The organism is Paraburkholderia sp. J12 (assembly GCF_905220215.1).
In the GTDB taxonomy this organism is placed as follows: domain Bacteria; phylum Pseudomonadota; class Gammaproteobacteria; order Burkholderiales; family Burkholderiaceae; genus Paraburkholderia.
The window spans coordinates 100034-122930 of record NZ_CAJMZC010000003.1 but is presented as its reverse complement, the minus strand read 5'-3'; the positions used below and the strand labels follow the sequence as shown (position 1 = coordinate 122930).

Annotated in this window: 21 protein-coding genes and 3 pseudogenes; 11 read left to right on the top strand and 13 right to left on the bottom strand. The window is 62.7% G+C overall.

Annotated features, from left to right (window positions below; all coding sequences use genetic code 11):
• Nucleotides 1–457 precede the first annotated feature (457 nt).
• From U5760_RS09270 to U5760_RS09260, 3 genes and pseudogenes are all read right to left on the bottom strand, one after another.
• Nucleotides 458–997: pseudogene (locus U5760_RS09270) on the bottom strand (RNA polymerase sigma factor).
• 236 nt (nucleotides 998–1233) lie between these two features.
• Nucleotides 1234–1362, bottom strand: a complete 129-nt coding sequence (locus tag U5760_RS09265; RefSeq protein ID WP_322011232.1) for a hypothetical protein — start codon at nucleotides 1360–1362, stop codon at nucleotides 1234–1236.
• Between the two features lie 398 nt (nucleotides 1363–1760).
• A complete protein-coding gene (locus U5760_RS09260) occupies nucleotides 1761–2114 on the bottom strand; it encodes a DUF4148 domain-containing protein (protein WP_322011231.1) in 354 nt (117 codons plus the stop codon).
• Between the two features lie 854 nt (nucleotides 2115–2968).
• On the opposite strand from U5760_RS09260, the gene U5760_RS09255 reads away from it, so the two are divergent.
• Nucleotides 2969–4024, top strand: coding sequence for an AraC family transcriptional regulator (locus U5760_RS09255; protein WP_322011229.1), 1056 nt, complete (start codon nucleotides 2969–2971; stop codon nucleotides 4022–4024).
• Nucleotides 4025–4120: 96 nt separating this feature from the next.
• Nucleotides 4121–4375: pseudogene (locus tag U5760_RS09250) on the top strand (integrase core domain-containing protein); the annotation flags it as partial.
• A 254-nt stretch (nucleotides 4376–4629) separates the two neighbouring features.
• Here the strand turns inward: U5760_RS09250 and U5760_RS09245 are convergent.
• From U5760_RS09245 to U5760_RS09235, 3 genes are all read right to left on the bottom strand, one after another.
• A complete protein-coding gene (locus U5760_RS09245) occupies nucleotides 4630–5484 on the bottom strand; it encodes an alpha/beta hydrolase (protein WP_322011227.1) in 855 nt (284 codons plus the stop codon).
• Between the two features lie 140 nt (nucleotides 5485–5624).
• Nucleotides 5625–6848, bottom strand: a complete 1224-nt coding sequence (locus tag U5760_RS09240; RefSeq protein WP_322011225.1) for an MFS transporter — start codon at nucleotides 6846–6848, stop codon at nucleotides 5625–5627.
• A gap of 127 nt (nucleotides 6849–6975) precedes the next feature.
• Nucleotides 6976–7623 (bottom strand): glutathione S-transferase, encoded by a 648-nt coding sequence (locus U5760_RS09235; protein WP_322011224.1) that lies wholly within the window; start codon nucleotides 7621–7623, stop codon nucleotides 6976–6978.
• A gap of 559 nt (nucleotides 7624–8182) precedes the next feature.
• On the opposite strand from U5760_RS09235, the gene U5760_RS09230 reads away from it, so the two are divergent.
• Both U5760_RS09230 and U5760_RS09225 read left to right on the top strand, forming a co-directional pair.
• Nucleotides 8183–9571 carry a DNA-binding protein gene (locus tag U5760_RS09230; RefSeq protein ID WP_322011223.1) on the top strand — a complete coding sequence of 463 codons (1389 nt, stop codon included), beginning with the start codon at nucleotides 8183–8185 and terminating at the stop codon, nucleotides 9569–9571.
• Nucleotides 9572–9678: 107 nt separating this feature from the next.
• A complete protein-coding gene (locus U5760_RS09225) occupies nucleotides 9679–10254 on the top strand; it encodes a hypothetical protein (RefSeq protein WP_322011222.1) in 576 nt (191 codons plus the stop codon).
• On the opposite strand, the gene U5760_RS09220 is transcribed toward U5760_RS09225, so the two are convergent.
• From U5760_RS09220 to U5760_RS09210, 3 genes are all read right to left on the bottom strand, one after another.
• A complete protein-coding gene (locus U5760_RS09220; protein ID WP_322011221.1) occupies nucleotides 10246–10455 on the bottom strand; it encodes an MFS transporter in 210 nt (69 codons plus the stop codon). The two genes, U5760_RS09225 and U5760_RS09220, sit on opposite strands and share 9 nt — an antisense overlap.
• Before the next feature lie 223 nt (nucleotides 10456–10678).
• Complete coding sequence (locus tag U5760_RS09215) at nucleotides 10679–11380, bottom strand: DUF1120 domain-containing protein (RefSeq protein ID WP_322011220.1); 702 nt, start codon at nucleotides 11378–11380, stop codon at nucleotides 10679–10681.
• Between the two features lie 40 nt (nucleotides 11381–11420).
• On the bottom strand, nucleotides 11421–11690 hold the full coding sequence (locus tag U5760_RS09210) for a hypothetical protein (protein WP_322011218.1): 270 nt from the start codon (nucleotides 11688–11690) through the stop codon (nucleotides 11421–11423).
• Nucleotides 11691–12344: 654 nt separating this feature from the next.
• On the opposite strand from U5760_RS09210, the pseudogene U5760_RS09205 reads away from it, so the two are divergent.
• Nucleotides 12345–12598: pseudogene (locus tag U5760_RS09205) on the top strand (IS5/IS1182 family transposase); the annotation flags it as partial.
• A 2-nt stretch (nucleotides 12599–12600) separates the two neighbouring features.
• On the opposite strand, the gene U5760_RS09200 reads toward U5760_RS09205, so the two are convergent.
• On the bottom strand, nucleotides 12601–13089 hold the full coding sequence (locus U5760_RS09200; RefSeq protein WP_322011216.1) for an ester cyclase: 489 nt from the start codon (nucleotides 13087–13089) through the stop codon (nucleotides 12601–12603).
• A 268-nt stretch (nucleotides 13090–13357) separates the two neighbouring features.
• Here U5760_RS09200 and U5760_RS09195 point away from each other — a divergent pair, with 268 nt between their 5' ends.
• The 4 genes from U5760_RS09195 to U5760_RS09180 all read left to right on the top strand — a co-directional run bounded on the left by U5760_RS09195 (nucleotide 13358) and on the right by U5760_RS09180 (nucleotide 17242).
• A complete protein-coding gene (locus tag U5760_RS09195) occupies nucleotides 13358–14560 on the top strand; it encodes an amidohydrolase family protein (protein ID WP_322011215.1) in 1203 nt (400 codons plus the stop codon).
• Nucleotides 14561–14612: 52 nt separating this feature from the next.
• Entirely contained in the window at nucleotides 14613–15464 is an 852-nt protein-coding gene (locus U5760_RS09190; RefSeq protein ID WP_322011214.1) for a bifunctional allantoicase/(S)-ureidoglycine aminohydrolase, read from the top strand.
• Between the two features lie 12 nt (nucleotides 15465–15476).
• The gene (locus U5760_RS09185) at nucleotides 15477–16358 is read left to right on the top strand and encodes a LysR family transcriptional regulator (protein ID WP_322011213.1); all 882 of its coding nucleotides are present in this window, start codon (nucleotides 15477–15479) and stop codon (nucleotides 16356–16358) included.
• A gap of 296 nt (nucleotides 16359–16654) precedes the next feature.
• Nucleotides 16655–17242: a YSC84-related protein gene (locus U5760_RS09180; RefSeq protein WP_322011212.1), complete on the top strand. Its 588-nt coding sequence runs from the start codon at nucleotides 16655–16657 to the stop codon at nucleotides 17240–17242.
• Between the two features lie 46 nt (nucleotides 17243–17288).
• On the opposite strand, the gene U5760_RS09175 is transcribed toward U5760_RS09180, so the two are convergent.
• Entirely contained in the window at nucleotides 17289–17693 is a 405-nt protein-coding gene (locus U5760_RS09175) for an NUDIX hydrolase (RefSeq protein ID WP_322011211.1), read from the bottom strand.
• 381 nt (nucleotides 17694–18074) lie between these two features.
• Between U5760_RS09175 and U5760_RS09170 the strand changes: the two genes are divergently transcribed.
• Both U5760_RS09170 and U5760_RS09165 read left to right on the top strand, forming a co-directional pair.
• Complete coding sequence (locus U5760_RS09170) at nucleotides 18075–18752, top strand: heavy metal response regulator transcription factor (RefSeq protein ID WP_322011209.1); 678 nt, start codon at nucleotides 18075–18077, stop codon at nucleotides 18750–18752.
• Nucleotides 18752–20167, top strand: coding sequence for a heavy metal sensor histidine kinase (locus U5760_RS09165; protein WP_322011208.1), 1416 nt, complete (start codon nucleotides 18752–18754; stop codon nucleotides 20165–20167). The genes U5760_RS09170 and U5760_RS09165 overlap by 1 nt, the downstream gene beginning before the upstream one ends.
• Here the strand turns inward: U5760_RS09165 and U5760_RS09160 are convergent.
• Both U5760_RS09160 and U5760_RS09155 read right to left on the bottom strand, forming a co-directional pair.
• Nucleotides 20142–21587, bottom strand: a complete 1446-nt coding sequence (locus tag U5760_RS09160) for an efflux transporter outer membrane subunit (protein WP_322011725.1) — start codon at nucleotides 21585–21587, stop codon at nucleotides 20142–20144. The two genes, U5760_RS09165 and U5760_RS09160, sit on opposite strands and share 26 nt — an antisense overlap.
• A 35-nt stretch (nucleotides 21588–21622) precedes the next feature.
• Nucleotides 21623–22891 carry an efflux RND transporter periplasmic adaptor subunit gene (locus U5760_RS09155; RefSeq protein WP_322011206.1) on the bottom strand — a complete coding sequence of 423 codons (1269 nt, stop codon included), beginning with the start codon at nucleotides 22889–22891 and terminating at the stop codon, nucleotides 21623–21625.
• Nucleotides 22892–22897: the final 6 nt, after the last annotated feature.

The following is a 22897-nucleotide window of genomic DNA, read 5'->3' as shown; positions in this document are numbered from 1 at the left end:
CTCGCACACTACCTCCGTATTGAGACCGCAGGGTACGTCGTGGGCCGGCGACCGAACGGCGACGCTGGTTTGTCGGACACGCGCTGCCACTCGACCGTGAACGCGATCAGCGCCTTCAGTGCATCATGGACATCGTTGTGCGTCCGCAGCGCATACGCATCGAAGACGCAGCGGCCATAAAAGCGCAGTTGCCCAAGCATGCCTTACGATGCGGCCTTCGAGTCGGCGAAGTGAGTGAGAGCGGTTGGTACATGGCAGCAGCGGAACGATCATCATACGGTGTGCGAGACTACTAAAACAGTAGGTGGCGGCATGGTAGCTGCCTGGAGTATTCGGCGATGGCATCATGACGGTTATACATGAAAGTTACGTTCCTCCGTCGATATCGAGCCTCATCATCAGGGCGATATCGATGCCAGCGACGGTTTAGCTAACACGCGGTCGTAGCGGGTGCGCATCAGGCGGTTTGGCAAGAGTTAGTCACTGACTCGCGCTTCGACAAGCGTATCGTCCTCCAGTCCATGAGTGCCATCAGTCTCTGCCACCCTCTCGACAGCCGCGACATCACCGTGTCAACCGGAATATCGAGAGGCAGTGCCACATCGGCGCAACCCATTTCCTCCCGGCCCACAAGTAACACCACCGCACGCTGCTCGGCAGCAAGGCGTTGCAGCGCATAGTCGAGGTCGCGCACTTCCAGCATACCCAGTTGGCCCGTAGAAATCGCGTACTCGGCTTCGGACACGCTCTCGTTATCCAGACAGATGTGCGTGCCACGCGACGACGACTTGCGTACCTGGTTTGCGCAGAGGTTATGCATGATCGTGAAGAACTACGCACGCAGGTCGGTGCCCGAACAAAACAGTTTGCTACGTCCGAGCGCGCGCTCTAGCGTGTCCTGCACGAGATCGTCGGCCAGTTCCCGGTTGTTGACCAGCGCCCGCGCATAGCGTCGCAAGCGCGGCACCTGTTCGATCAGGTTGTCATGTATGTCCATGTCTCATCCTCATCGGATTGCTTAACTGCGTTGCTTTGCATGCGGTGCGCCAAGTCCGAATGGACTTGACACGACATTGACATCACGCATCGGGATGTATGTTTTTGCATCACTTTGAAAACCTGAAATGATGCGAAAAGAAGTTCCATGCGACCTTATTACGGTTCGCACCGCTGAGTGTTGTTTCTTTTTCCTCGTGAGGATCGGTTGTCCCTGCACTGGCGAGTCGCATTCTGCTATTGCAAGCAGACGTTACTTAGCTGCACTATGCGGCGGTAGACGTGCCGATCCAGCCAGGTAACATGGGTGTATTCATCATAGGCGTTGCTACCAATGACGATCTGGTTGGAGAGCACATTAGTCATGCCAGGCTCCTTGCGCCGCTGGAGCCGCCGCGTTGCCGCAGGAAGACAACCGGCCCGTGCATTGATGTTTGCCGAAGCGAAGAGAAGCGACTTTTTATATGTTGCTTGAAGTGTAGGGCGGCATGTGTCATGCCAGAAAGCGTCAGTTGCTGAATCTTTTGAGGCGGCAGATAGGTGGGTCCAGGACGGCGTCGTTTAGAAGACGCTGAAACCCATCTTGCAGATGCAGGCTTTGAAGATTCGGGTCGTTCCGTGGTCGGCAGGGTGGTTTGCGGGCGAGCGGCTCGATTCAATGAGCCGCTCGCCGCCGGTGAAAGTCCTCGATTTGATCGCAGAATGGGGCGTGTACCGAGGGCAGGCCTATCGCGCGATAGTTTTGAATGGGCGACAAAAAACAATCAACTTCCGAAATAGACGTTGCAATAGCTCGCGGGACCGACGCACGACGACGGCGAGGGCTTAGGCAGGTGCAGGGGGGAGCCGGAGGCAGAAGTGCCGGTCATCGTTGCACCCCCCACAGCATCGTTCGTCGCTCGTTGGCTGTCTTGCACAGCGATCTTAGCCTCGGCTGCCTGAATGTCCTCCGGATAGTTCACGTCGTTACCGATCGACGGGCTGTAACCGGCCTGCTCGACGCGGATCAGATCCGCGCGCACTTCGGCGCGAGTGAGGGCTTGTGCAGAAGCCGCGGAGGCGAAACCCGCGGAAGCCAAGGCAAGAATAGAAAGAGCGATTGCATTGCGCGTATTCATTTTGAACTCCTTAGTAAAATTTGTGCTTGATCGAGAGTGTATGCGACGTTATTCGTCTGTACTTCTCATGCAAGCAAACAACTGTTGAGGGGAACTATTCCAGCATCCCGGTGATAACGATGCCTGTCACGGATTGCAGTATCGGACTCGCCGTTTTTGTGTTACTTGTCAGCGGCGAGTCGATATGGATAGGTTAGCGTAGGGAGGGGAGTGCGAAAAATACGATCTTCAGATGCTTGCCATGCGGTAGGCTTATGGCAGCGCGATGCCCGCTTTGGGGCACTACGATCCCATGGTGCGTTCTCGCCATGCTCTCGCCGCAATACATCGCGCAGCGCGGTTTGATTGGATCTGTGCCTGCGAGCGTAGCTTCTCTGAGGAAATCACACCCGACCAGTGGCAGTGCCTTGATAGCGGTATTTTGACCACTCGAAGCACACTTGGGGCGCCGGAGATAATGCTTCAATTGCGTGAGCTTGGGGGGGGAGATTTGTGAAAGGAAAAAGAAAGATTTGGTGTTCGTGGTGGTCATTGATGCCCAGTGGTGACTCTGGCAATAGATATAGGTCGTTGCGAGAAGTGCAAGCAAACATGTCAGACGGTACAGCCTGTTGATCGAGTATCTTGCGGCAAGCATCACGTGAAGCAATCGATGCACCGAACGGGCCGCGATTAAATGGTGACCGCCGTGGTCGAAACTATGATCCTCGCTGGCGCGGTCGGCTACGCTGAATTCTCCAAGGAGATGCCGGCTGCCACCAGGCGGTAGTTCTTGTCGTGTTAAACACCGCAGCGTACTGCCATCGAGCCGATTGGGGGTGTTCAGTGAAACGGCATGCATGAGGGGGAATTGAATGAATGGTCCGCACAGTGGAGTACTCCAACGTATCCCTATTTCGTGGGCTTATGCGCGCTCGGACTCTTTGGCGGCCCTGGGTTTGCATCGGGGGAACTTATTCAACCAGAGTTTAATTAATGAATCGGCTGAATATATCTCGTTCGCGCAGCTCGGCTTGGTGCATCTCATCGCGACTCTTGAGACGGGTGACACCTTTCTGGGGCTTGGGCGATACCCAATGTCTGGCAGTCGACAAGTTCTGGCTGCGCGCATAGCGCTTGGTTGCAGTACACTGGACGCAGCGATTAGGGGGATTTCCGAATTTCACAGCTTCAACGACCCTCTCCGAATATGTCTTCGAACGTCGGGGATATACGCAGCGCTGAGTGTTAATTGCGATGAGAAGTTTGCTGGTGCGAACACACATTCCGTTGAGGAAATCTACCTGGGTATACTCTTTGGCATCCTTAGCTACTTTTTGGGGCAGCCGTTACCCGCATTTGAAGTGACGACTCGCAACAAAGGGCACTGGCTTATAGGAAAAAAGCATTATTCCATGTGCGCGCCGGTGCGATTTGGTCGCACGACGGCGTTGATCTTCCCCGCCATTCTTCTCGCCGAACAGCGACAGGGTTCGCCTGCTGACGACATCTGGTGGGGTATCTCCCAGCACTGGCTTTCATGTACCCGCGGGCGGCACTATCTCGAGTGCGCCGGTCAAGGCGGGTTGCTCACGAAGCTTAACGAGAAAGTGCTAGCAACCTGCTTGGACATTAGCACATCCACCTTACGGAGAAGGATGGTCACTGCAGGTACGCGCTTTCGCGACTTACGCCAAGAAATGCTGATGGATGCGAGCCTTACGCTACTCGGCGATGGAACGTACAGCATCAGGGAAATCGCGCTACGGCTTGGATATTCCGACGCCCGAAGCTTCCGGCGATTTATCAAGAACGCAACGGGCCATACACCGCACCAATTGCGTGCGAACGCCATATTCGATGCATTGATGTTCGATGAGCCGGGCGTGATGTCGCGTACCAAGGACGTAACAACCCGCTTCAGTATATGAAGTCTTGCTCAAATATGTGCACGTGGCTCTCACAATCTCGGCCACTCTATTTTGTGGCGTCAGGTTAAGAGAGAGGTCGCACCTCGACGGAAGGATGCCGGTGGCATGCGTTCGTCGATGAACTGGCATAGCGATTGTTGGGACAATGCGCCGACCGAAAGCCTGTGGGGTTCGCTGAAGGTCGCGCGACCGCATGGTCGGCACTTAGCGACGCGGCGTGCTGCGAAGGATGAAATCGTCGACTGGCTTGGTTTCTACAGTACTCGCCGGCTGCATTCGACATTGAACTACGTCAGCCCCATGACGTTCGAGAAGAATTGGGCCGCCGCTCAACGAGGGCAAGCTGCATGATGGTTCAGCTATTGGACTTTGAATTGTCTGCGTATGAAAATTTTCTTTAAAAATCAATGATCTTGCAGGCGACGGCCTGGCGCACTTTATTCCCACGGATCATTGTGATATCGACATACAAAAGAGCGCGCACTTACATGAAGTGCGCAAAAAAAAACCGGCGCCGCCGCGCCCCAATCGAGCAAGCACTGCGACCGCGCCGCTCGGTCGCAATCCAGCCGGAGTCCTGCCCGGCGTCCGGCTGGTCAGGCAGATCAGGGTTCTTCTGAGAGAAACTGCGCGACGTGCGCAACGAATCGCTCCGGGTACTGATAGAGCGAGCCGTGATTCGCATCGGGATAGATGATGAGTTGGGCGTCGGGGATATGCTGCTGGAGAATCCACGAGTTGATCGAATAGATAATGACGTCGTTGTCGCCATTGACCACCAGCGTGGGCTGTTTGATGGCTTCCAGATAAGCGTAGGGATTCTCGCGCGGCGCACCCCATTTCGCGAGTGCGGCGAGCTGGGCCGGCGCGACTGTCTCGTTGACCTCGGGATCGCGGTTTTCCGTGCGCAGGCGGAATCGCTTCAGGAAGGCATGCCCGGCTGCCTGGCTCGCGGCCGAAGGCGCGAAGTGCACGCGCAGCCAGAGATGATCGGGCTCCTCATAGCTTGCTCCGAAGATCTCCTGTGCTTCCGGCGTCAGCGAGTCCATGCTGTCGCCGCTGCGCGGGCCGGTGCCGACCAGAATCAGCTTGCGCACGAGTCCGGGTCGGGCGATGGCGAGTTCCTGGGCGATGAGCCCTCCCATCGAAAAGCCCAGCACGTCAACCTGCTTTAATTCCAGCGCTTCGATGAACGCGGCCGCATTCGCGGCCATTTCCTCTATTGATTCCGGGACAGTGCCGGAACTGGCCGAAATGCCGGCGTTGTCGAACAGGATCACTTCGCGGCCCTGGGCGAGCCCGTCGGTGATGGCCGGATCCCAGTGATCCATCGTGCCCGTGAAATGAATGTTCATGACGAGCGGAACTGCCTCGGGGTTGCCGAAGCGGCGATACGCGAAGCGGATGCCGTTCGCTTCGACATACTGGGTCGGCGCGGTCTGGTGCGTGTGGCGGGTCATGGCTCGTGTCCTCCAAATGGGTGAATCCGGCAGGTCAAGGCAGCGTTGACGATACCCCTGATCCGGCGAAGCGTTGCTGGAACTGGCTGAAGGGATCTGAAAAATCCTGCGCCGCGTTATCCCCCTCTTGTTGCCGTGGCTTAGGGCAGGCTGGGGGCGGTGCAAGCGGGAGCCGTTTCCCGCCGTTCCGTGGCGAAGTAGGCGAGGGCAATCAAGGGCAGCAGCGTGCCCAATACCGCGACGCCGGTCCAGCCCGCATGGGTGTATGCCCAGCCGGCGAGCGCCGAGCCGATCGCGCCACCCGCGAAGAACGTCGTCATGAAGAGGCTGTTCATGCGGCTGCGCTGTTCGGCGCCGAGCGAATAGATGGCGCGCTGGCTCAGGACCAGGTTTGCCGAGACCGCGAAGTCGAGGAGTATCGCGGATACAACGACGATCCCGAGCGACAGCGGTGTGTGAGCCGGTGCGAAGCGGCTCAGCGCAAACGACACGGAGGCCAGCAGCATGGCGGCGGCGGTGCCCGTGCGCGCGAGTCCCCGGTCGGCGAGGCGACCCGCGAAAGGCGGCGCGATTGCACCGGCCACGCCCGCGAGCGCCACCCATGCGATGCCTTGCTGGCCAAGGCCGAATGCGGGTCCGCTCAGCCAGAGCGGCAGCGCGGTCCAGAAGACGCTGAACGCGCCGAACAGGAACGCCTGATAGATGCCGCGCCGGCGCAGCAATTCGGTCTGCACGAACAGCGTGCGCATGGAGCGCAACAGTACGCCGTAGGTGAGCCCTGGCGCGGGTTGGCGCGTCGGCAGCGCAAGACGCAACGCCACCATCACACTGGCCATCAGCAGCGCGGAAACGCGGAATACTTCGCGCCACGACGCGGCATGGGCGATCAGGCTGGATGCCGGCCGCGCCAGCATGATGCCGAGCATGACACCGCTCACCACGCGGCCCACTGCCCGCCCGCGGGCGGCTTCGGGAACCAGGTAAGTGATGTAGGGCACGAGCAGCTGCACGGCGGACGCGACCAGGCCGATGACGAATGCGACGAACAGATAGAGCGGCGGCCAGGACGCGAAACTCAGCGCCAGCGCAGCCAGCAGCTCGATGCCGAGCAGGAGCAGCACGAGGCGCCGGTTCTCGAACAGGTCGCCGAGCGGCACGATCATCAGGAGTCCTGTGCCATAGCCCGCAAGCGGCAGGGTGACCAGCAGGCCGGCCGACGAATGCGGCATGCCGAGGCCGGTGCTGATCAGACCCGTCAGCGGTTGCGCGTAGTAAAGGTTGGCAATGGTCAGGCCGCAGGCCACGGCGAGCAGAACCTGTATCCATCGCAGCGAACGTTCTGGGAGAGGCACAGAGAGGGACATGATAGACCTCGCCTGGTAAAAAGGACTGCTGATCAAACTGGATCCCGTCGCTTCGGATGCCGGCGGGGTGGCTTCGCGTGCATGGGCGCAGTCGCGCTGCCACTCTGCCACTCCGGTCGGCTGGAGCTCACGCGCTGGCCGACGGCCGGGCGGTGACTTCCTCGTACCAGCGGCGCAGTGCCCGATGGTGCTCAGGCACCGGCATCCGGAACGCGTTCGTTGCGAAGTCCAATGTCGCCAGCGTCGTGATGTCGGCGGCGGAATACGCATCGCCGGCCACGAAACGTTCGGCGGTGAGCCGCGCGTTGAAGTCGTCGTAAAAGTTGGCTACGCGCTTGCTGCTGCGCGCCACGATTTCCGGAATCTGCTCGTACCCATGAGGACCGGAAAGCGCACGCCCCTGCAGGCCCGCTGCCGCGTTACGCACGCCCTCCATGACGGCAGCGAAGCCGTCGAGTTCCGCACGCCGCTCCCACATGGCGACCAGCGCTTTCGTTTGCGCGTCGCGTCCGAGCAGCGGCCTTTGCGGATAGGCTTCCTCCAGGTAGCGCCAGATTGCCGTGACTTCGGCGATCGTCGTGCCGTCGGAAAGCACCAGAGCCGGGACCTGGCTGCGCGGGTTGATTGCCTTGTAGGCTTCGGAGAACTGCTCCTTTGCGCCGAGGTCGACGGCGCGGGTGGCGATCTCGATGCCTTTCTCGGCAATGAAAATTCGCACTCGGCGCGAGTTGGGGGAGGCTTTGGACTCGTAGAGCACGGGAGCTTCGGTCGTCATGGTCGTTATCCTTTGATCGATGGAACCGGGGCTTGCGCCGCAACCGCTGCGCTTACGGCCGGATAGTCGGCGTAGCCGCGGCGATTGCCGTCATGGAGCGCGGTCTTGCCCGTGAGCTGGGACATGACGGATCTCCTGACGAACCGGTGGAAGGGTCCGGCCGTGCCCGCGAGCCATCGCTGCGCGGCATGCCCGGATGCGCTCGCACAGGACGGCGTTTCTGCCCGTCGTGCCGTGCGTGCTGCCATGTGCCGTACTCTAGTTGCCGCCCGCGCAGACGAAAAAGACTTTGTAGGCTTGCCGGCATGCCTGCAAGGCATGGGGCTAAAGGAGGGCGCGATGGAGTTGCGGCATCCGCGGAATGCCGTGGCGGCGGCGCAAACGGGCAGCCGATCGACCCTGATCGCATGAATACCCGCCCGTACACCCGGTATTTCGGCCGATTAACCGCCGGGCCGTTACCCCACAATCTGGTATTACGCGAGGTGGGTCGCATGCGCGCCTACCGGTCGAACGACGAAACGGTTTTCGTCACCGCTCGCGCTTTTTCGAGGCAGATATGTCAAGCAGCATTACGATCACGGACGAGCAGATTGCTGAAATCGCGAACCGGATGGCGGACGAAGGCCAGACGGTATCCCCACTGGCCATCTGGTCCGAGGTGCATACCGGATCGGTCGTCGGCGTGGCTGCGTCTTTGCGCAAGTGGCGCGAAGAGCGTACGCGGCGGGTGCCGCAGGTCGTGGAGCGTCCGGCGTTGCCGGAGACCGTGACGGATACGATGCGCGAGGCGCTCGACCGTCTGTGGACCTCGGCGCAGGACGAGGCCGAGCGCTCCGTCGCGCGACGCCTCGGCGCCATGCGCCAGCGCGTCGACGATGCGTGCACCGAGCGCGACGACGCCCTCGCGGAACTGCAGAACACCGTTCAGGAGCTCGATACGCTGCAGGGGCAGCTGGAGCACATGACCCGCGCCCACGACGCGAAGGTCGATGCGGTGGCCGGTCTGGAAGAAGACATCGCCCTTGCGGTGCAACGGACCGACGTAGCCGAGAAGCGGGCGCAGGAGCTCGTGGAGCGTGTTGCGGCTCTCGAAGCGGAGCTGGAGCGCGCGCTGTCCGAACTCGCCGCGGAGCGCGAAGCGCGCGCCCGCGAGGAGGCCGACGCCGCGCACGAGGGCGACGGCGCGACGGCGGACCTCGATGGCGAAGCGGAGCGTGCCGCACTGGTGGCCGAGCATTCGGAAGCGGTCTCCCGACTCGAAAGCGAACTGGAAGCGACGCGCGCCGCGCTGCAGGCCGAGCAGGAAGCACATGCCGCCCAGCGCGAAGAGATCGCCGGAGCGCACGCGCAACGCGACGCCGCTGCCGTCGAACTCCAGAATGCCCAGACGCAGCTTGCCAGCCTGACCGGGGAGCGCGACGCGAACGCCTCCGAAATCGAAAGGCTGACGGTCAGCCTGTCCGAGGCGCAAGAGCGCGCCGATATCGCCGTGCAGCGCGCCGCCGAACTCGCCGAAAGCGCAGCGGCGAGCGAGCCGGCTGAGGCTGCCGAATCGGCATCGGCTGCGGGTGCCGATTCGCAGGCCCTGGAGGACCTGAAGGCCCAGTTGTCGCGCGATGCGCAGACCCACACCGCTGCGATGAACGAAGCGCGGGAGAACATGAAGAAGTGGTCCGAGTATGCGAACGGACTGAAGCAGCAACTGGTTCAGTCCAACGAGAAGACGATGGTCGCACATGCCCGCAGTGCAGGCGAAGCCGCGTTGACGCGCCGGCTTGTCGCCGAGCTCGGCGAAGCCAGGCCGGAGCACGAATTGCTGCGCAAGGACGTCCAGCAGCAACTGATCGTCGATGCGATCAATGCCCAGCTCGAACGGCAAGGTTATCGCTACGATGTGACGACGGGAGTGGTGTCGAAGCTCAACACCGAAAACGCGACGGCATAACGGTGCTGTTGCTGGCCTCGCGGCCCGTATGCCTTAGCCGGAAACGGGTCGCAAGGCAACCTGGCATCCTTGTTCGACTCGGGATTCCAATCCAGCGAAACCAGACTATGACAGTTTTTCTATCGTGGGCGCTGATCTCGGTGGCCGTCGTTGTCTGTTTGTCGCTCCTGTTGATGGCGATCCTGACGGGCGTGCCATCGTTGCCATCGAGTCAATCCGAAGTGAAGGATATCGTCGCCCTGCTCAAGTACGCCGCTCTTCCACCTCGGCCCGTTATCTACGATTTTGGAAGTGGCTGGGGGACGCTCCTCATCGCATTGGCCAAGGAGTTTCCCGAGGCGCAGATACGAGGCATAGAGATTTCTCCCTTTCCCTACCTCGTGTCGCGGCTCAGGACATATCGGCTTCGCAACGTCTCGTTGAAATGGGGTAGCTTCTTTCGAAGCGAGCTAACGGTTGCGAACGCAATCATCTGCTACCTGATGCCGGGCAAGATGGCGCGTGTCAGCGCTTTGCTGGACCAGACGCTGACGCCGGGAACGCCGGTTGTCTCGAACACCTTCTGGTTCCGTAACCGGATCGTTGCAAGAGCTTGTCAGGCGTCCGGGCGCGGAGCGGTTGCGCTTTACATTTGGCCCGCTACCGGTGATGGTGGGCACGGCTTGCGGTCTCCGTCACAGTAGAAACGCGCTGCCCATGATCGAGCCCGGCAACTCGCCGCCGAGGCAGAAACCCTGAACGAGCCGCAGGCCGATCATCAGGCAGGTCGCTGCGAGCCCCCAGCTTGCATAGGTGGGCACGAGGCCCATGCCGATCGTCGAGACAATCAACACGCGCCTTCTGCCGTGGCGGTCGCCGAACCAGCCCGCGCCGCTTTCGCCCATGCACGTCACGCGCGCGGCATAGGCTCATATCGACGCGGTGGCCGCCTCGATGGTCGAGGCATCGCCGCCCGCCACGACCGCGTGGCGGGCCGGCTGTCGCATCTGCCGTGCCGCCCGAAACCGGCGCGTCGATCCTGTTGCCACCTGTTTCTTCGTGCCAGCGCCGTGCCTACCTCGGCAGGCGTCGCGAGGACACTGCACGGCCGTCGCGTCGAAGCGCTGGTTAGAAGTAGCGCACATAGAACTGCGCCGTACCATTGAACGGCACTTCCTGCGAGTTCGAAATCGCCGATTTCTTGTTCAACTGCGGATACACATCGAACGAGTATGTAAACGTATTGGCGACCGCCGGATTATTGGCCGCATCCACCACTGTATGGTCCGTGTTCGTCTCATAACCGGAATTGTCAGTGAAGGACGAGGTGCTAAAGTTCGTCTCGGTATGCGTAGACGTACGAACAAAACCGTAATTCTTTGAATTGACCGTGCCATCGTACGATGAGGTGGTCGGAATCATCGTGAAGTTGCCAAGCTTCTGGTTGGTGAGCGGGTCCATGCCGATTCCGAAAATACGGGTCGAGTCATCGCCGTTTAATCCGTTGGTGCCGGGCACCCGGATGCCGGTCAGTGCCGACTGCGGATTGGCATCCACTGCCCAGAGCGCCATGTGCGTCGTCAGGCCGTCGTCGCATTGCGTCTGCAGCGTGACGCTCTTCGACTTGAGCACGGTCATGGTCTTGTCGCTCAGCGAGTTGTGGGAAATCGTGCCCCAGTCGAGATCGGCGCCGCCGGCAAACTGCGCCGAGCACGCCGGCGGTACGATCAGGCCCTGCACATTGACGTTGGTCGACTGGGCGTGAGCGGTACCGGCTGAGGCAAAGGTGCCCAGCAGGGCCAAACAGGTTGCAAGTTTGGAAATACGCATGATAAATACTCGTGGTTAAAGGAATGCGGTTTTGTTGCTGTTAGAAATAGTGCACGTAGAACTGCGCCGTATCGTTGAACGGCACTTCCTGCGAGGTCGTGATTGCCGACGAAGTGTTCAATTGCGAATACACGTTGAAAGAAAACGCGTGCGTATTGGCGACTGCAGCATTGCCGGTCGAATCGAACACAGCGAGGTCGGTATTCTTTCGGTAGCCGTGATCGAGGAACAGTGACGACTGAAAAGTTGTCTCAGTGTGCGTGCTCCTGATGATGTAGCCGTAGTTCGCGTCGTTGACGGTGCCGGGCACCCTTATCGTTGATGATCGGAACCGAAGTGGTTGGCAACACGGCCGATGCCATTGCCTGTCCGCACAACACGCCCAGACCGGTAGCAGTCGCAGCAATCAGCGTCAGTCGATTGAGTTTATGCATTTCATTCTCCAGAGAATGTCTTCAGTTCAGTTTGATCAGGAAGGCCAGGCAGTCCGTCTATCGGGACAGTCATAGGCGGACAGGCAGGAATCGGCGTCGGGACTTGACAACCGCGCCGGCAGATACCTTGGGGTTTCGTGGGCCTAACCGTCCTGACCGCACCCGCTCACCATGAATGAAAGTATGGATTTCAGAGCGGCCACCAAACATCGGCCACCCGGAGAACGGCACGCCAAATAGGTAGGACAAGTCCGGGAGCGCGACGCAAAACCAGGACCCGAAATTGAGGAAAATGCAGAAGATGCCCTTCGGACGCGGACTGTCGAACCACTCGGAACAATCGGACGCCTGCCCGGGATTCTTCAAAATCCGCCGCGCGCATCTTGGTCTAAACCGCTGATTTTAAATAGAAATAAGTGGTCGATTCGAGCGGCGGAGCGACGCGTGGAGGATCCATCAGATAGTCGCCGAACCGGTTGCCGGCGAATGATGCGTTGAAACGGCTCAACGGGCTGTTCGGTGTCATCTACGTGGACACCGACTAGAAAGGCAAGCGACGTGGCAATGCCACGCACGAGTCGACTACTGATCTGGAGGCGCGATTATTCAGGAAGAGCCGCGAGAGCCGGGCCATCCTGTGCTACCGCGGGCACATCCTGATGGAGAATCGCGCGAGGCTAGTGGTCGGCGCCGTGAGCGTCACGCGGACGGTTTCGCCGAGCGGGCCGGCGCGTTGCAATTGCTCGATTGCGTACCTGGCGCTCAGGCGAAGACGGTTGGTGCCGCCTACGCTTTGAGCTGGGCGAGCACGCCGGCAATATCGCCCATGCCCCAGTGCTCGGCGATCTTTCCCGACTGCACCCTGAAAATATCGCATGAGGTAAAGCGCAACCACTTGCCGGTCGGCGCGATGCCGAAATACACACCTTGATGTGTGCCGGTGTAGACGAAGCTGGCGGCCACCTTGTCTTCGGACGCCACCAGCGTTTCGATCTCCACCTTGAGATCCGGCATGCCCGTGAGGCGTGCCTTGAAGAAGGCGACCGTTGCCTCTTTCGGCGTGAGTTTAGGCGAAGGGGGTGCCGCAGCGCTGGTCTGGTGGTTGACGTAGTCGTCGGCGAAGAGCGCGCCAAAGCCCTCGATATCGTGAGCGCTCAGCCGCTCGGCAAATTGCCGGGCGATGGAACCGGTGTCGCTGAAGGCGCGCGCGGACATGCCCAGCCCGCCCGCACCGAGTAGCCCGCCGATGACAATCTGCCTGCGTCCCTGAATCATTGAATCTCTCCCGCTCGTGGCTATGACCGCAGGGATTCTGACACGATTTTGCCGGGTTATCGCGGCGTTGAGTGACATTGTCATCGTCGAGGGGTAACCCATCCAGAAAATGAATGGATTGCATTCCAACATTTAATTTGTAAATGCAAATGGCGTCCGATATCTTGTCGAGACTCATCTCGACAAGAACACGCGGCGTTGCAACGGCAATCGATATCCGGACGCAATGTGCGCGCCCCGATTTGCTCCGATTCGCCCAGCTATCGCTATGATCGACCGCATTTTCGTCAACGCCACCGGCGCCGACGGCACCCCTCTGAATCTCGCCGTGCACGATGGACGCTTCGTCGTGGTGGGCCCCGAGCGTCCCGAGTCCGGCCGCGCCGAGGTCGTCGATCTGGAAGGGCAACTCGTGCTGCCGGGCTTCGTGGACGGGCATATCCATCTCGACAAGAGTTTTGTCGGCGACCGCTGGCGCCCTCATCGCCCGGCGGCAACGCTGCGCGAGCGTCTTGCCATCGAAAAAGAGGCGCTGGCGAGCGCATTACCCATTGCGACGCGCGCCGAAGCGCTGATTCGCCGGGCCGCCTCGTTCGGCACGGTGGCGATGAGAAGCCATGTCGACGTCGACGCGACGACGGGCCTTACCCACCTTCATGCCGTCATGGAAGCGCGCGAAAAGTGCCGTGAACTCATGGACATCGAACTCGTTGCATTTCCCCAGGCCGGGGTCCTGTCGTGCCCAGGCACGGCGGATCTGCTCGACAGGGCCGCATGCGAAGGCGTGGAAGTGGTCGGCGGAATCGATCCGACCGAACTGGACGGCGACGCAGAAGGCCAGCTCGACATCGTCTTCGGCATTGCAGAGCGGCGTGGCGTCAAGATCGACATTCATCTGCACGAGGCCGGCGAGCAGGGCATACGCCAGTTGCATCGCATTGCGGCCCGCACGCGGGCTTGCGGGCTCGAAGGCCGGGTGTCGGTGAGTCATGCCTATGCGCTGGGCGATGTCGATGCCGCGAAGGTCGACCGCATTGCCGCAGCGCTGGCTGAAGCAGACGTCTCGATCATGACGAACGCGCCAGGCGACCGGGCTTTTCCCCCGGTTTTACGACTGCGCGCTGCGGGCGTGCGCGTGTTCACCGGCAACGACAACATCCAGGATGCCTGGTGGCCGTACGGAAACGGCGACATGCTGCAGCGGGCCATGCTGGTGGGCTATCGCTCCGGCTTCTATACGGACGAAGAACTGCGGGTGGCGCTCGATATGGCAACGCATGCCGCGGCGGCGGTACTCGGGAAGCAGGACTACGGCCTGAAGGCCGGCAACGAGGCATCGTTTGTCGTCGTCGACGCGGAGAATGCGGCGGCGGCCGTTTCAACCTCGCCGGCGGAGCGGATCGTCGTGCGGCGTGGGCAGTTCGGGTCGGAGGCCGCCGGCTCGCAGTTCGTGGTTTCGCAGGCCTGGTAACACGTGCGGTTTCATCAAAAGTAGCCGTATCCATCGTTATAGAAGGTACCCTATGTTAAAGACTCCTTACTATGCTCCGCACGGCGGCCATCCCGCCCAGACGGAATTGCTGACCGATCGCGCCATGTTCACCGAGGCGTATGCGGTCATTCCGAAAGGCGTGATGCGCGACATCGTCACGAGCCATCTGCCGTTCTGGAACAAGACCCGTCTCTGGGTGCTGGCGCGTCCGCTCTCGGGTTTTGCTGAAACGTTTTCGCAATACATCATGGAAGTGGGGCCTGGCGGCGGCAGCGAGCGTCCCGAACAGGACGAAAACGCCGAGGGCGTGCTCTTCGTGGTGGAAGGGGAGATCTCGCTTACGCTGAATGGCGTCCAGCACCTGCTGTCGCCGGGCGGGTATGCGTTCATTCCGCCGCGCACGAACTGGTCGCTGCATAACCGCTCGGGCGATTGTGCCCGCTTCCACTGGGTCCGTAAGCATTACGAAGCAGTGGAAGGCGTGCCGCTGCCCGAAGCGTTCGTGACGAACGAGCGCGACATCGAGCCGATCCCCATGCCCGGCACCGAGGGGCGCTGGGTCACGACGCGCTTCGTCGACATGAGCGACATGCGCCACGACATGCACGTCAACATCGTCACGTTCGAGCCCGGCGGCGTGATCCCGTTCGCGGAAACGCACGTAATGGAGCACGGCCTGTACGTGCTCGAAGGCAAGGCCGTCTATCGCCTGAACCAGGACTGGGTGGAAGTGGAAGCCGGCGATTTCATGTGGCTGCGCGCATTCTGCCCGCAGGCCTGCTACGCGGGCGGTCCGTCGCGCTTCCGCTACCTGCTGTACAAGGACGTCAACCGCCACATGAAACTCACGCTCGGCACGCCGCAGACGCACAAAGCCCGGTAGTAAAATGGCCGGATGAAAGGCAATGCAAAAGGCCATCGGCCGCTATTCGATCTTGATCTGCTCAAGGCCATCGTTATGGTGGCCGATTGCGGCACGTTCACGGCGGCCGCGGCGCGGCTTCATTCCACGCAGTCCACCGTGAGCCAGAAGGTGCAGCGTCTGGAGGAGATGGCCGGACACAAGCTGCTCGAGCGCGGCAGCCGCGAAGTGCGTCCCACCGACGCGGGCGAAACGTTGCTCGGCTACGCGCGGCGCATGCTGGCGCTCAACGACGAAATGCTCGAATCGCTCGCCGGCGAGACGGTGGGGTTGACGGTGCGCCTCGGGCTGCCGGAGGACTTCGTCGGCGGACAGACCACGCATGTGCTGGCGGAGTTCAATCGCAAGCATCCGCAAATCAAGCTCGAGGTGACGAGCGGCTTCAGCCGCGATCTGGCCAGCGGTTACGATCGCGGCGATCTCGACATCGCGCTGGTGAAGCAGCGACGCAACAGCCGCGAGGCGGTGGCTTCGTGGCCGGAGCAGTTGCGCTGGATCGACAGTGCGAAAAATCCGTCGATCGATCTCGATCCCGTGCCCCTCGTGGCCTTTCCGCCGCGCGGGCTGTATCGCGACGACATGACCAACGCCATCGAAGGGCTCGGGCGCCGCTGGCGCATGAGCTTCATCAGTTCGAGCCTGAGCGGCATCCAGGCGGCCGTGGCCGACGGTCTGGGCATCAGTCTGCTGCCCCTGCGGGCGGTCACTGCCGAACATACCGTGCTGACGCGCAAGAGCGGCCTGCCGCCCGTGGAAACCGTGGATATCGCGCTGCTCCATCGGCCCACTGCGGACAAGGTAGTGAAAGAACTGGCGCAGGCATTGTCGCGGATGTTCGGCAAACCTGGGCGATGAGTTCGGCAGGAAGCCGCATTGAGCGAACCGGCGGCAGACCGGAAACCGGAACCTGAGAGAGATAAGCCGGCCCAAAAAACAAAGCCGCGGTCGAGCTGTCGACCGCTGTCGAGCCGGCTGTTGACGCCACGCGCCTGCAGGTTAGCGTGGTCGCGGCGCCCATGAAATCAAGCCGGTCCTGGCGCATGAAATAAGTGCACGAATTGAACAGAAGCGTAACGTGCGTGCTATAACGTTCGTCGCGATCGGTTCACCGATCGAACATGGGTTCGCACATCATCTGCCGGAGAAGAAGAATGCAATTGAAGAAAATCACACTCAAAGCGGCAGCCGCGCTTGCGATTGGTACCTTCGCGCTGGCCGGTTGCACCGTGACACCCGACAAGCCGGATAACGCCGCGACCAATGCGTCGAAGCGCCAGGCCATCGACGCAAGCGTCGACGGCACGCTCACGCGCCTCTACTCCACCGTCAAGGGTTCGCGCGAACTCGTGGCGAAGTCGCGCGGCGTGCTGGTGTTTCCGGACGTGATCCAGGCCGGCTTCATCGTCGGCGGCCAGTCGGGCAACGGCGCGCTGCGCGTGGGCGGCGCTACGATCGGTTACTACAACACGTCGTCGCTTTCGGTGGGTCTGCAGGCCGGCGCGCAGTCGAAGTCGGTCGTGTTTCTGTTCATGACGCAGGACGCGCTCAACGAATTCCGCCAGTCGGAAGGCTGGACGGCCGGTGCCGGCGCGGCGGTGGCCCTCCTGAACGTAGGCGCGAATGGCGCGATCGACACGACTACGGCCACCGCGCCGGTCGAGGTCGTTGTCCTGACGAATGCCGGCCTGATGGGCGATGTTTCCATCAACGGCACGAAGGTCACGAAGCTGAAGATCTGAAGGCGTTAGCGCGACCGTGGTCCGCTGCACGGACCACGGTCGTCTATTACGCTGCGTGCACCGGCGCCTCGCGTGCATCGTCGAGTTCCATCCAGGCGAAGGCGAGCTCGACGATGGCCCACGTAGGCCGGCTGCACTTCATCGACCCGAGCGTTTGCCGGTCGATCCACGCGCAGTGCGCGATTTCCCCTGCCGGCTGGGCAACGGCTTGCGCATCGAGCGTGGCGAGGAAAACGTGATGACGCTTGTGCGCGCCCTCCACGGCGAACAGGTGCTGCGCACCGGCGAAGACGAGCCCCGTTTCTTCGGCCAGTTCACGGCGAGCGGCTTCATAAAGCGACTCGCCGCGCTTTGCCATGCCGCCTGGCAAGGTCCAGCGGGGCTGTTGTGAGCGCGCGACCAGGAGGATCCGGTCGCCGCGCCGGCAGAATACGGTCGCGCGATCTTTCATGAGGGAATTCCGGGGGGCGTGCACTCACGGTCGGGCCGTGGTGTCAAAAAGACGCCGCCCGGGAAGGGCGGCGCAAAGAGAGAATCACCAACAGGAGGCTGGGCGGCGACTCTGTTGCCACCCAGTACCGCCATTGTCCCGAAGCGGCCTTGTGCACGGTATCGGTCTAGTCCGAATCGGGCGGCGCAACCCGTGCAGGCGCACGGACCGGTTGCCGGGAATGGCGGGATGAGGCGCTCGTTTTCATAGCTGTAAGCTTCGTATTCGATGGCATGCGCCGCGGTGCAAAAGAAGCGGGTTTGTCGCGTCGTTGCGCGCCGCCCGTATTTTCATCCGGAAGCACTTACAATCGTACGAGACAGACAGAGGAATAGACTGGCCATGCGGATCCTCGTGATCGAAGACGAACCCAAGACGCGCGCGTACCTCAAGCGTGGCCTGGAGGAATCGGGCTATGCGGTGGACGTGGCGGCGGACGGTGCCGAAGGGCTGATCCTCGCGAAAGAGGCCGAGTACGACGTGATCGTGCTGGACGTCATGCTGCCGGCCATGGACGGCTGGGCGGTGCTCAAGACGCTGCGCGCCACGCACGCGACGCCGGTGCTGTTCCTGAGCGCGCGCGACGACATCAGCGACCGCGTCAAGGGCCTGGAGCTGGGCGGCGACGACTATCTGGTCAAACCGTTCGCGTTCGTCGAGCTGCTGGCACGCGTGCGCACGCTCGCGCGGCGCGGGCCGCCGCGCGAAACCGACGTGATGAAGCTGGGCGACCTCGAAGTCGACGTCACGCGGCGGCGCGTGCGGCGCGGCGCCACCCGCATCGACCTCACGCCGAAGGAGTTCTCGCTGCTGCAACTGCTCGTGCGCCGCCAGGGCGAAGTGCTCACGCGCACGCAGATCGCCTCCTATGTGTGGGACATGAACTTCGACAGCGACACCAACGTGGTCGAAGTGGCGATCCGGCGCCTGCGCGCGAAGATCGACGAAGGCTACCCCGTCAAGCTCATTCATACCGTGCGCGGGGCGGGTTACGTGGCCGAAATCAAAGAGCCGGACTGATGGCCGCGCGCTCGCTGACCACGACCCTGGCGCTGAGCTTCGCGGGCACGACGCTCGCGGTGTTCGCGCTGGTCGGCAGTTCGCTGTATTACACGCTCAACAGCGAAATCAAGCAGCAGGACGATCTCGACATCGTGCTGATCGCCCGGCACACGCGCCGACTGGCCGAGGAACTGGGCTCCACCGCCGACGTGCGCGATCACGCGGAGCGGCTGACGAGTCAGGTACTTGGCAATCCTGCGCTTTCCATGGAGGTGCGCGACGCCAGCGGCACGAACCTCGTCGAGCACAACACCGCGAGCGTGGCCGATGCCGGGTTTCCGGCGGTGGCGCTCGCGCGGCGCCTGGGCGCCACGCAACGCATCACCGGCAGCGATGTGGTGGAGTGGCAGAACGCGCGCGGCACGCCGGTGCGCGGGCTGGCCATCGACGCGACCCTGCGCGACGGCGCACCGGTGACGGTCGTGATCGCACGCGACATGACCGACCGCTGGCGGTTGCTCGACCGCTATCGCGAACGGCTCTACGCCGCGGGCTTCGCGGGCATGCTGCTGGCCTTTCTGATGAGCTGGCTGCTCGTGCGCGAGTCGTTGCGTCCGCTGCGCGAAATGGCCGCGCGCGCCTCCACCATCACCGTGGACCAGCTCGATACGCGCGTGGATATCGAGCGCGCGCCGGGCGAACTCGAAGCGCTCACGCAGTCGCTCAATGCCATGCTCGACCGCCTGCACGGCGGCTTCGAACGGATGTCGCAATACACGGCCGATCTCGCGCACGACATGCGCACGCCGCTGGGCAATCTGCGCGGCGCGAACGAAGTGGCGCTTGCGCGGCCGCGCAGCACGGCGGAGTACGAGGCGCTACTCGAATCGAATCTGGAGGAGTGCGACAGACTTTCACGCATGATCGAGAGCGTGATCTTTCTCGCGCGTGCGGAGCATCCGCAGTTCATCACGACGCTCGCCGAATTCGACGCGCGCGAAGCCCTGCAGCAGATTGCGGACTATTTCGAAGGGCCGGCCGAAGATGCGGGCGTGTCTATTCACGTCGCGGGAAGCGGTCGCCTGCGCGCGGATAAGGAGCTTTTCCGCCGCGCCGTGAGCAACCTGCTCGCCAACGCGCTGCGCTATACGCCGCGCGGTTCCGAAATCACCTTGAGCGTCGAGCAAAAGAACGAAATGCTCGAAGTGGCCGTGACGAACCCGGGCACGCCGATCGACCCGGCGCTGCTCGAACGCATTTTCGACCGCTTCTACCGGGCCGACGCGTCGCGGCATAGCGACGGGCATGCCGGTGCCTCGGCCGGGCTGGGTCTCGCGATCGTGCGCACGATCATGACGCTGCACGGCGGCACGGCGCGCGCCGGGAGCGGCGCGGACGGCAACCGCTTCATCCTGGCGTTCCCGCGCCGCTGAGCGTCGTGCGGTTCCAGTTGCCGCCCAGCGCTTCGAGCAGGTGCACGCTCGCTTCCAGCCGGCGCTGCTCGATCGTCTCTTCGTTGCGCTCGTTCTGGAGCGCGATCGTCTGCGCCGTCACCACGTCCAGATAGTTCACGGCGCCGGCCTGGTAGCGATTGGTCGTGAGCTTGAGGGAAAGCTCGGCGGCTTGCGTCGCGCGTTGCTGGCTGGCCGCTTCGCCGGCCAGCGTGCCAAGTGCACTCAGGTTGTCCTCCACCTGCTGGAAGGCCGTGAGCACGGTTTGCCGATAGCCGGCGACCGTTGCGTCGTACTGCGCATCGGCGCCCTTGAGCGTGGCGTCGCGCCGCCCGCCGTCGAAGATCGTGCCCGCAAGTTGGCCGCCGAGCGACCAGAAGAGGCTCGATGCGGTGAGCCAGGGCGCGTAGAACGTGCTTTCGAGCCCTGCCGAGGCAAAGAGCGTGAGGTCCGGATAAAAGGCCGCACGGGCCTCGCCGATCTTCGCATTGGCGGCGGCCACGCGACGCTCGGCCGCCGCGATATCGGGCCGGCGTTCGAGGAGCGCCGCGGGAACGCCCGCCGGAATGGCGGGAAGCACGGCGGGCGCGGTGCTCGCGGGCAGCGCGAACGACGAGGCCGGTACACCGGTCAGCGTGGCGATGGCGTGCTCCAGCTGGGCGCGCTGCACGTCGATGTCCTGGTCGGCGGTGCGCGCGCTTTCCAGCTGCGTTTGCGCCTCGGCCACGGCCGAGGCATCGATGGCGCCGTCGTCGAGTTGCTGCTGCACGATGCCGAGCGCGGCGGCGTAGGCAGTCACGGTGTCGTCGAGCAGCTTCTTCTGGCGATCGAGCGAGCGCAGGTCGAAGTAGTCGGTGGCCAGCTCGCTCGTGACGGCGAGACGCACCGACTCCAGATCGGCTTCGCTGGCCTGCGCGTTATCGCGCGCTTCGACTGTGGCATCCTTCACGCGGCCGAAGAGGTCCGGTTCCCAGCTCGCACCCACGCCCGCCGAATAGTCGGGGATCGTCTTGCCGGCCAGCGAATGGTCGATGAGATTCTGCGAAGTGCGGTAACGCTGCACGCCGCTGCCTGCGGTGACGACGGGCGAGTAGCCGGCGCGCTGGTAAGCGAGCATCGCGCGGGCGGCCTGCAGTTGCGCCACGGCGTGCTGCACCGTCTGATTCGAAATATCGACGCGCGATTCGAGCCCGTCGAGCGTGTTGTCGCCGAAGAGGTTCCACCAGGGCCCGCGCGGCTGCGCATCGGCGGGCGCGGCGACGGACCATCCCTGCGCGGGCTGCGGTGCCGAAGCGTAGTGCGACGGTACCGCAACGTCCGGCACGCTGTAATGCGGCAGCGTCGTGCACGCGGCCAGCGTGGCTGCGAGGCAGGCTGCCGCGATACGGCGCAGGGCGGCCATCGGTGTGTCGAGTTTGTCGGTCATGATGAGCCGCCTTAAGCCCCGGCGGCCGGCGCAGTCGCGGCCACCTTCACGGTCTGGCCGTTCGCGATGGCGTCGCCGGGGTTGTTGATGACGCGGTCGGTGGCCGCGAGACCCGTGGCGATTTCCACATAAGTGCCGAAGTCGCGGCCGATGGTCACTTCGCGCAATTGCACCTTGTTCTGCGCATCGACCACGGCAACCGTTACCCCGTTGGGGCGAAAGAGCAGGGTGCTGACCGGCAGTTCGAGCGCGGGCGTGGCCGTGGCGAGCGCGAAATGAACCTGCGCATAGGCCCCCGGCATGAGCGCGCCGTCGCGATTGTCGACATCGACTTCCACGTGCAGCGTGCGGCTCACGGGATCGATGGCCTGCGAGTCGCGCGCGACCGTGGCGGGAAAATGGCGGCCCGGATACTGCTGCGTGGTGAGCCACACGGAGGTGCCGGGCGTGACGAGGCTTGCGTCGTCCTGCGGCACGTCGGCGTACACGCGCAGCCGGTCGGTCTGCTCGATGTGGAAAAGCTCGCCCGGCAGGGTGGCGAGGCCGGGCGTGCCGCCCGCCGTGACGAGCGCGCCGACCTGCACGTTGCGCACGGTAATCACGCCGTCGAACGGGGCGCTCACCTTCTGGTAACCCACCAGCTCCGAAAGCCGCGCGACGTTGGCACGCGCCGCCTGAAGCGTGGCGAGCTTCGCGGCGGCGTCGCTGGTCTTCGCATTGGTGTCCTGCTGCGAGACCGATTGCGTTTGCAGCATGGTCTGCCAGCGCTGGGCCGTGCTGTCGGCAAACTGGTAGTTCGCCTGAGCCGTGGCTTCGTCGGCGTGGGCTTGCTGAAGCTGTGCGTCGAGTTCGGGCGTGTCGATCTGTGCGAGCAACTGCCCCGACTTCACATGCGCGCCGATATCGACGTACCAGTTCTGGACATAGCCGCTCGTGCGCGAGTAGATTGCCGCGTCGGCCCACGGCGTGACCGAACCGGGAAGCAGCAGTTCCTGGGTGGCGGGTGCGCGCGTCGGCGTGAGAGTCGAGACGATCAGCTCGTGCTGGACGCTCACCTGCGCGGCTTGTGCCCGGCGCGCGTCGAGCCGCGGCACGATGCCGGCCACGAGCAGCACGGCGGCGATGCCTGCGGCCAGTGCGATGGCGCGGCGCGGCACGCGGGCGGCAGCCGGCGCGGGTTCGGCGTCGGGCGCGGAAGGCGTAGAAGGAGCGGATCCGGCTTGCGCCGCCGGCTCTTGGCCGGCGGTATCGCGGTCGTCGGGCGGAGTGGACGCAGTCATGAGGAA

Bases quoted from the DNA above. Each gene is read 5' to 3' on its own strand.
- U5760_RS09265 (WP_322011232.1), bottom strand. From the start codon at position 1,362: ATGACTAATGTGCTCTCCAACCAGATCGTCATTGGTAGCAACGCCTAT.
- U5760_RS09260 (WP_322011231.1), bottom strand. From the start codon at position 2,114: ATGAATACGCGCAATGCAATCGCTCTTTCTATTCTTGCCTTGGCTTCC.
- U5760_RS09255 (WP_322011229.1), top strand. From the start codon at position 2,969: ATGAATGGTCCGCACAGTGGAGTACTCCAACGTATCCCTATTTCGTGG.
- U5760_RS09245 (WP_322011227.1), bottom strand. From the start codon at position 5,484: ATGACCCGCCACACGCACCAGACCGCGCCGACCCAGTATGTCGAAGCG.
- U5760_RS09240 (WP_322011225.1), bottom strand. From the start codon at position 6,848: ATGTCCCTCTCTGTGCCTCTCCCAGAACGTTCGCTGCGATGGATACAG.
- U5760_RS09235 (WP_322011224.1), bottom strand. From the start codon at position 7,623: ATGACGACCGAAGCTCCCGTGCTCTACGAGTCCAAAGCCTCCCCCAAC.
- U5760_RS09230 (WP_322011223.1), top strand. From the start codon at position 8,183: ATGTCAAGCAGCATTACGATCACGGACGAGCAGATTGCTGAAATCGCG.
- U5760_RS09225 (WP_322011222.1), top strand. From the start codon at position 9,679: ATGACAGTTTTTCTATCGTGGGCGCTGATCTCGGTGGCCGTCGTTGTC.
- U5760_RS09220 (WP_322011221.1), bottom strand. From the start codon at position 10,455: ATGGGCGAAAGCGGCGCGGGCTGGTTCGGCGACCGCCACGGCAGAAGG.
- U5760_RS09215 (WP_322011220.1), bottom strand. From the start codon at position 11,380: ATGCGTATTTCCAAACTTGCAACCTGTTTGGCCCTGCTGGGCACCTTT.
- U5760_RS09200 (WP_322011216.1), bottom strand. From the start codon at position 13,089: ATGATTCAGGGACGCAGGCAGATTGTCATCGGCGGGCTACTCGGTGCG.
- U5760_RS09195 (WP_322011215.1), top strand. From the start codon at position 13,358: ATGATCGACCGCATTTTCGTCAACGCCACCGGCGCCGACGGCACCCCT.
- U5760_RS09190 (WP_322011214.1), top strand. From the start codon at position 14,613: ATGTTAAAGACTCCTTACTATGCTCCGCACGGCGGCCATCCCGCCCAG.
- U5760_RS09185 (WP_322011213.1), top strand. From the start codon at position 15,477: ATGAAAGGCAATGCAAAAGGCCATCGGCCGCTATTCGATCTTGATCTG.
- U5760_RS09180 (WP_322011212.1), top strand. From the start codon at position 16,655: ATGCAATTGAAGAAAATCACACTCAAAGCGGCAGCCGCGCTTGCGATT.
- U5760_RS09175 (WP_322011211.1), bottom strand. From the start codon at position 17,693: ATGAAAGATCGCGCGACCGTATTCTGCCGGCGCGGCGACCGGATCCTC.
- U5760_RS09170 (WP_322011209.1), top strand. From the start codon at position 18,075: ATGCGGATCCTCGTGATCGAAGACGAACCCAAGACGCGCGCGTACCTC.
- U5760_RS09165 (WP_322011208.1), top strand. From the start codon at position 18,752: ATGGCCGCGCGCTCGCTGACCACGACCCTGGCGCTGAGCTTCGCGGGC.
- U5760_RS09160 (WP_322011725.1), bottom strand. From the start codon at position 21,587: ATGGCCGCCCTGCGCCGTATCGCGGCAGCCTGCCTCGCAGCCACGCTG.
- U5760_RS09155 (WP_322011206.1), bottom strand. From the start codon at position 22,891: ATGACTGCGTCCACTCCGCCCGACGACCGCGATACCGCCGGCCAAGAG.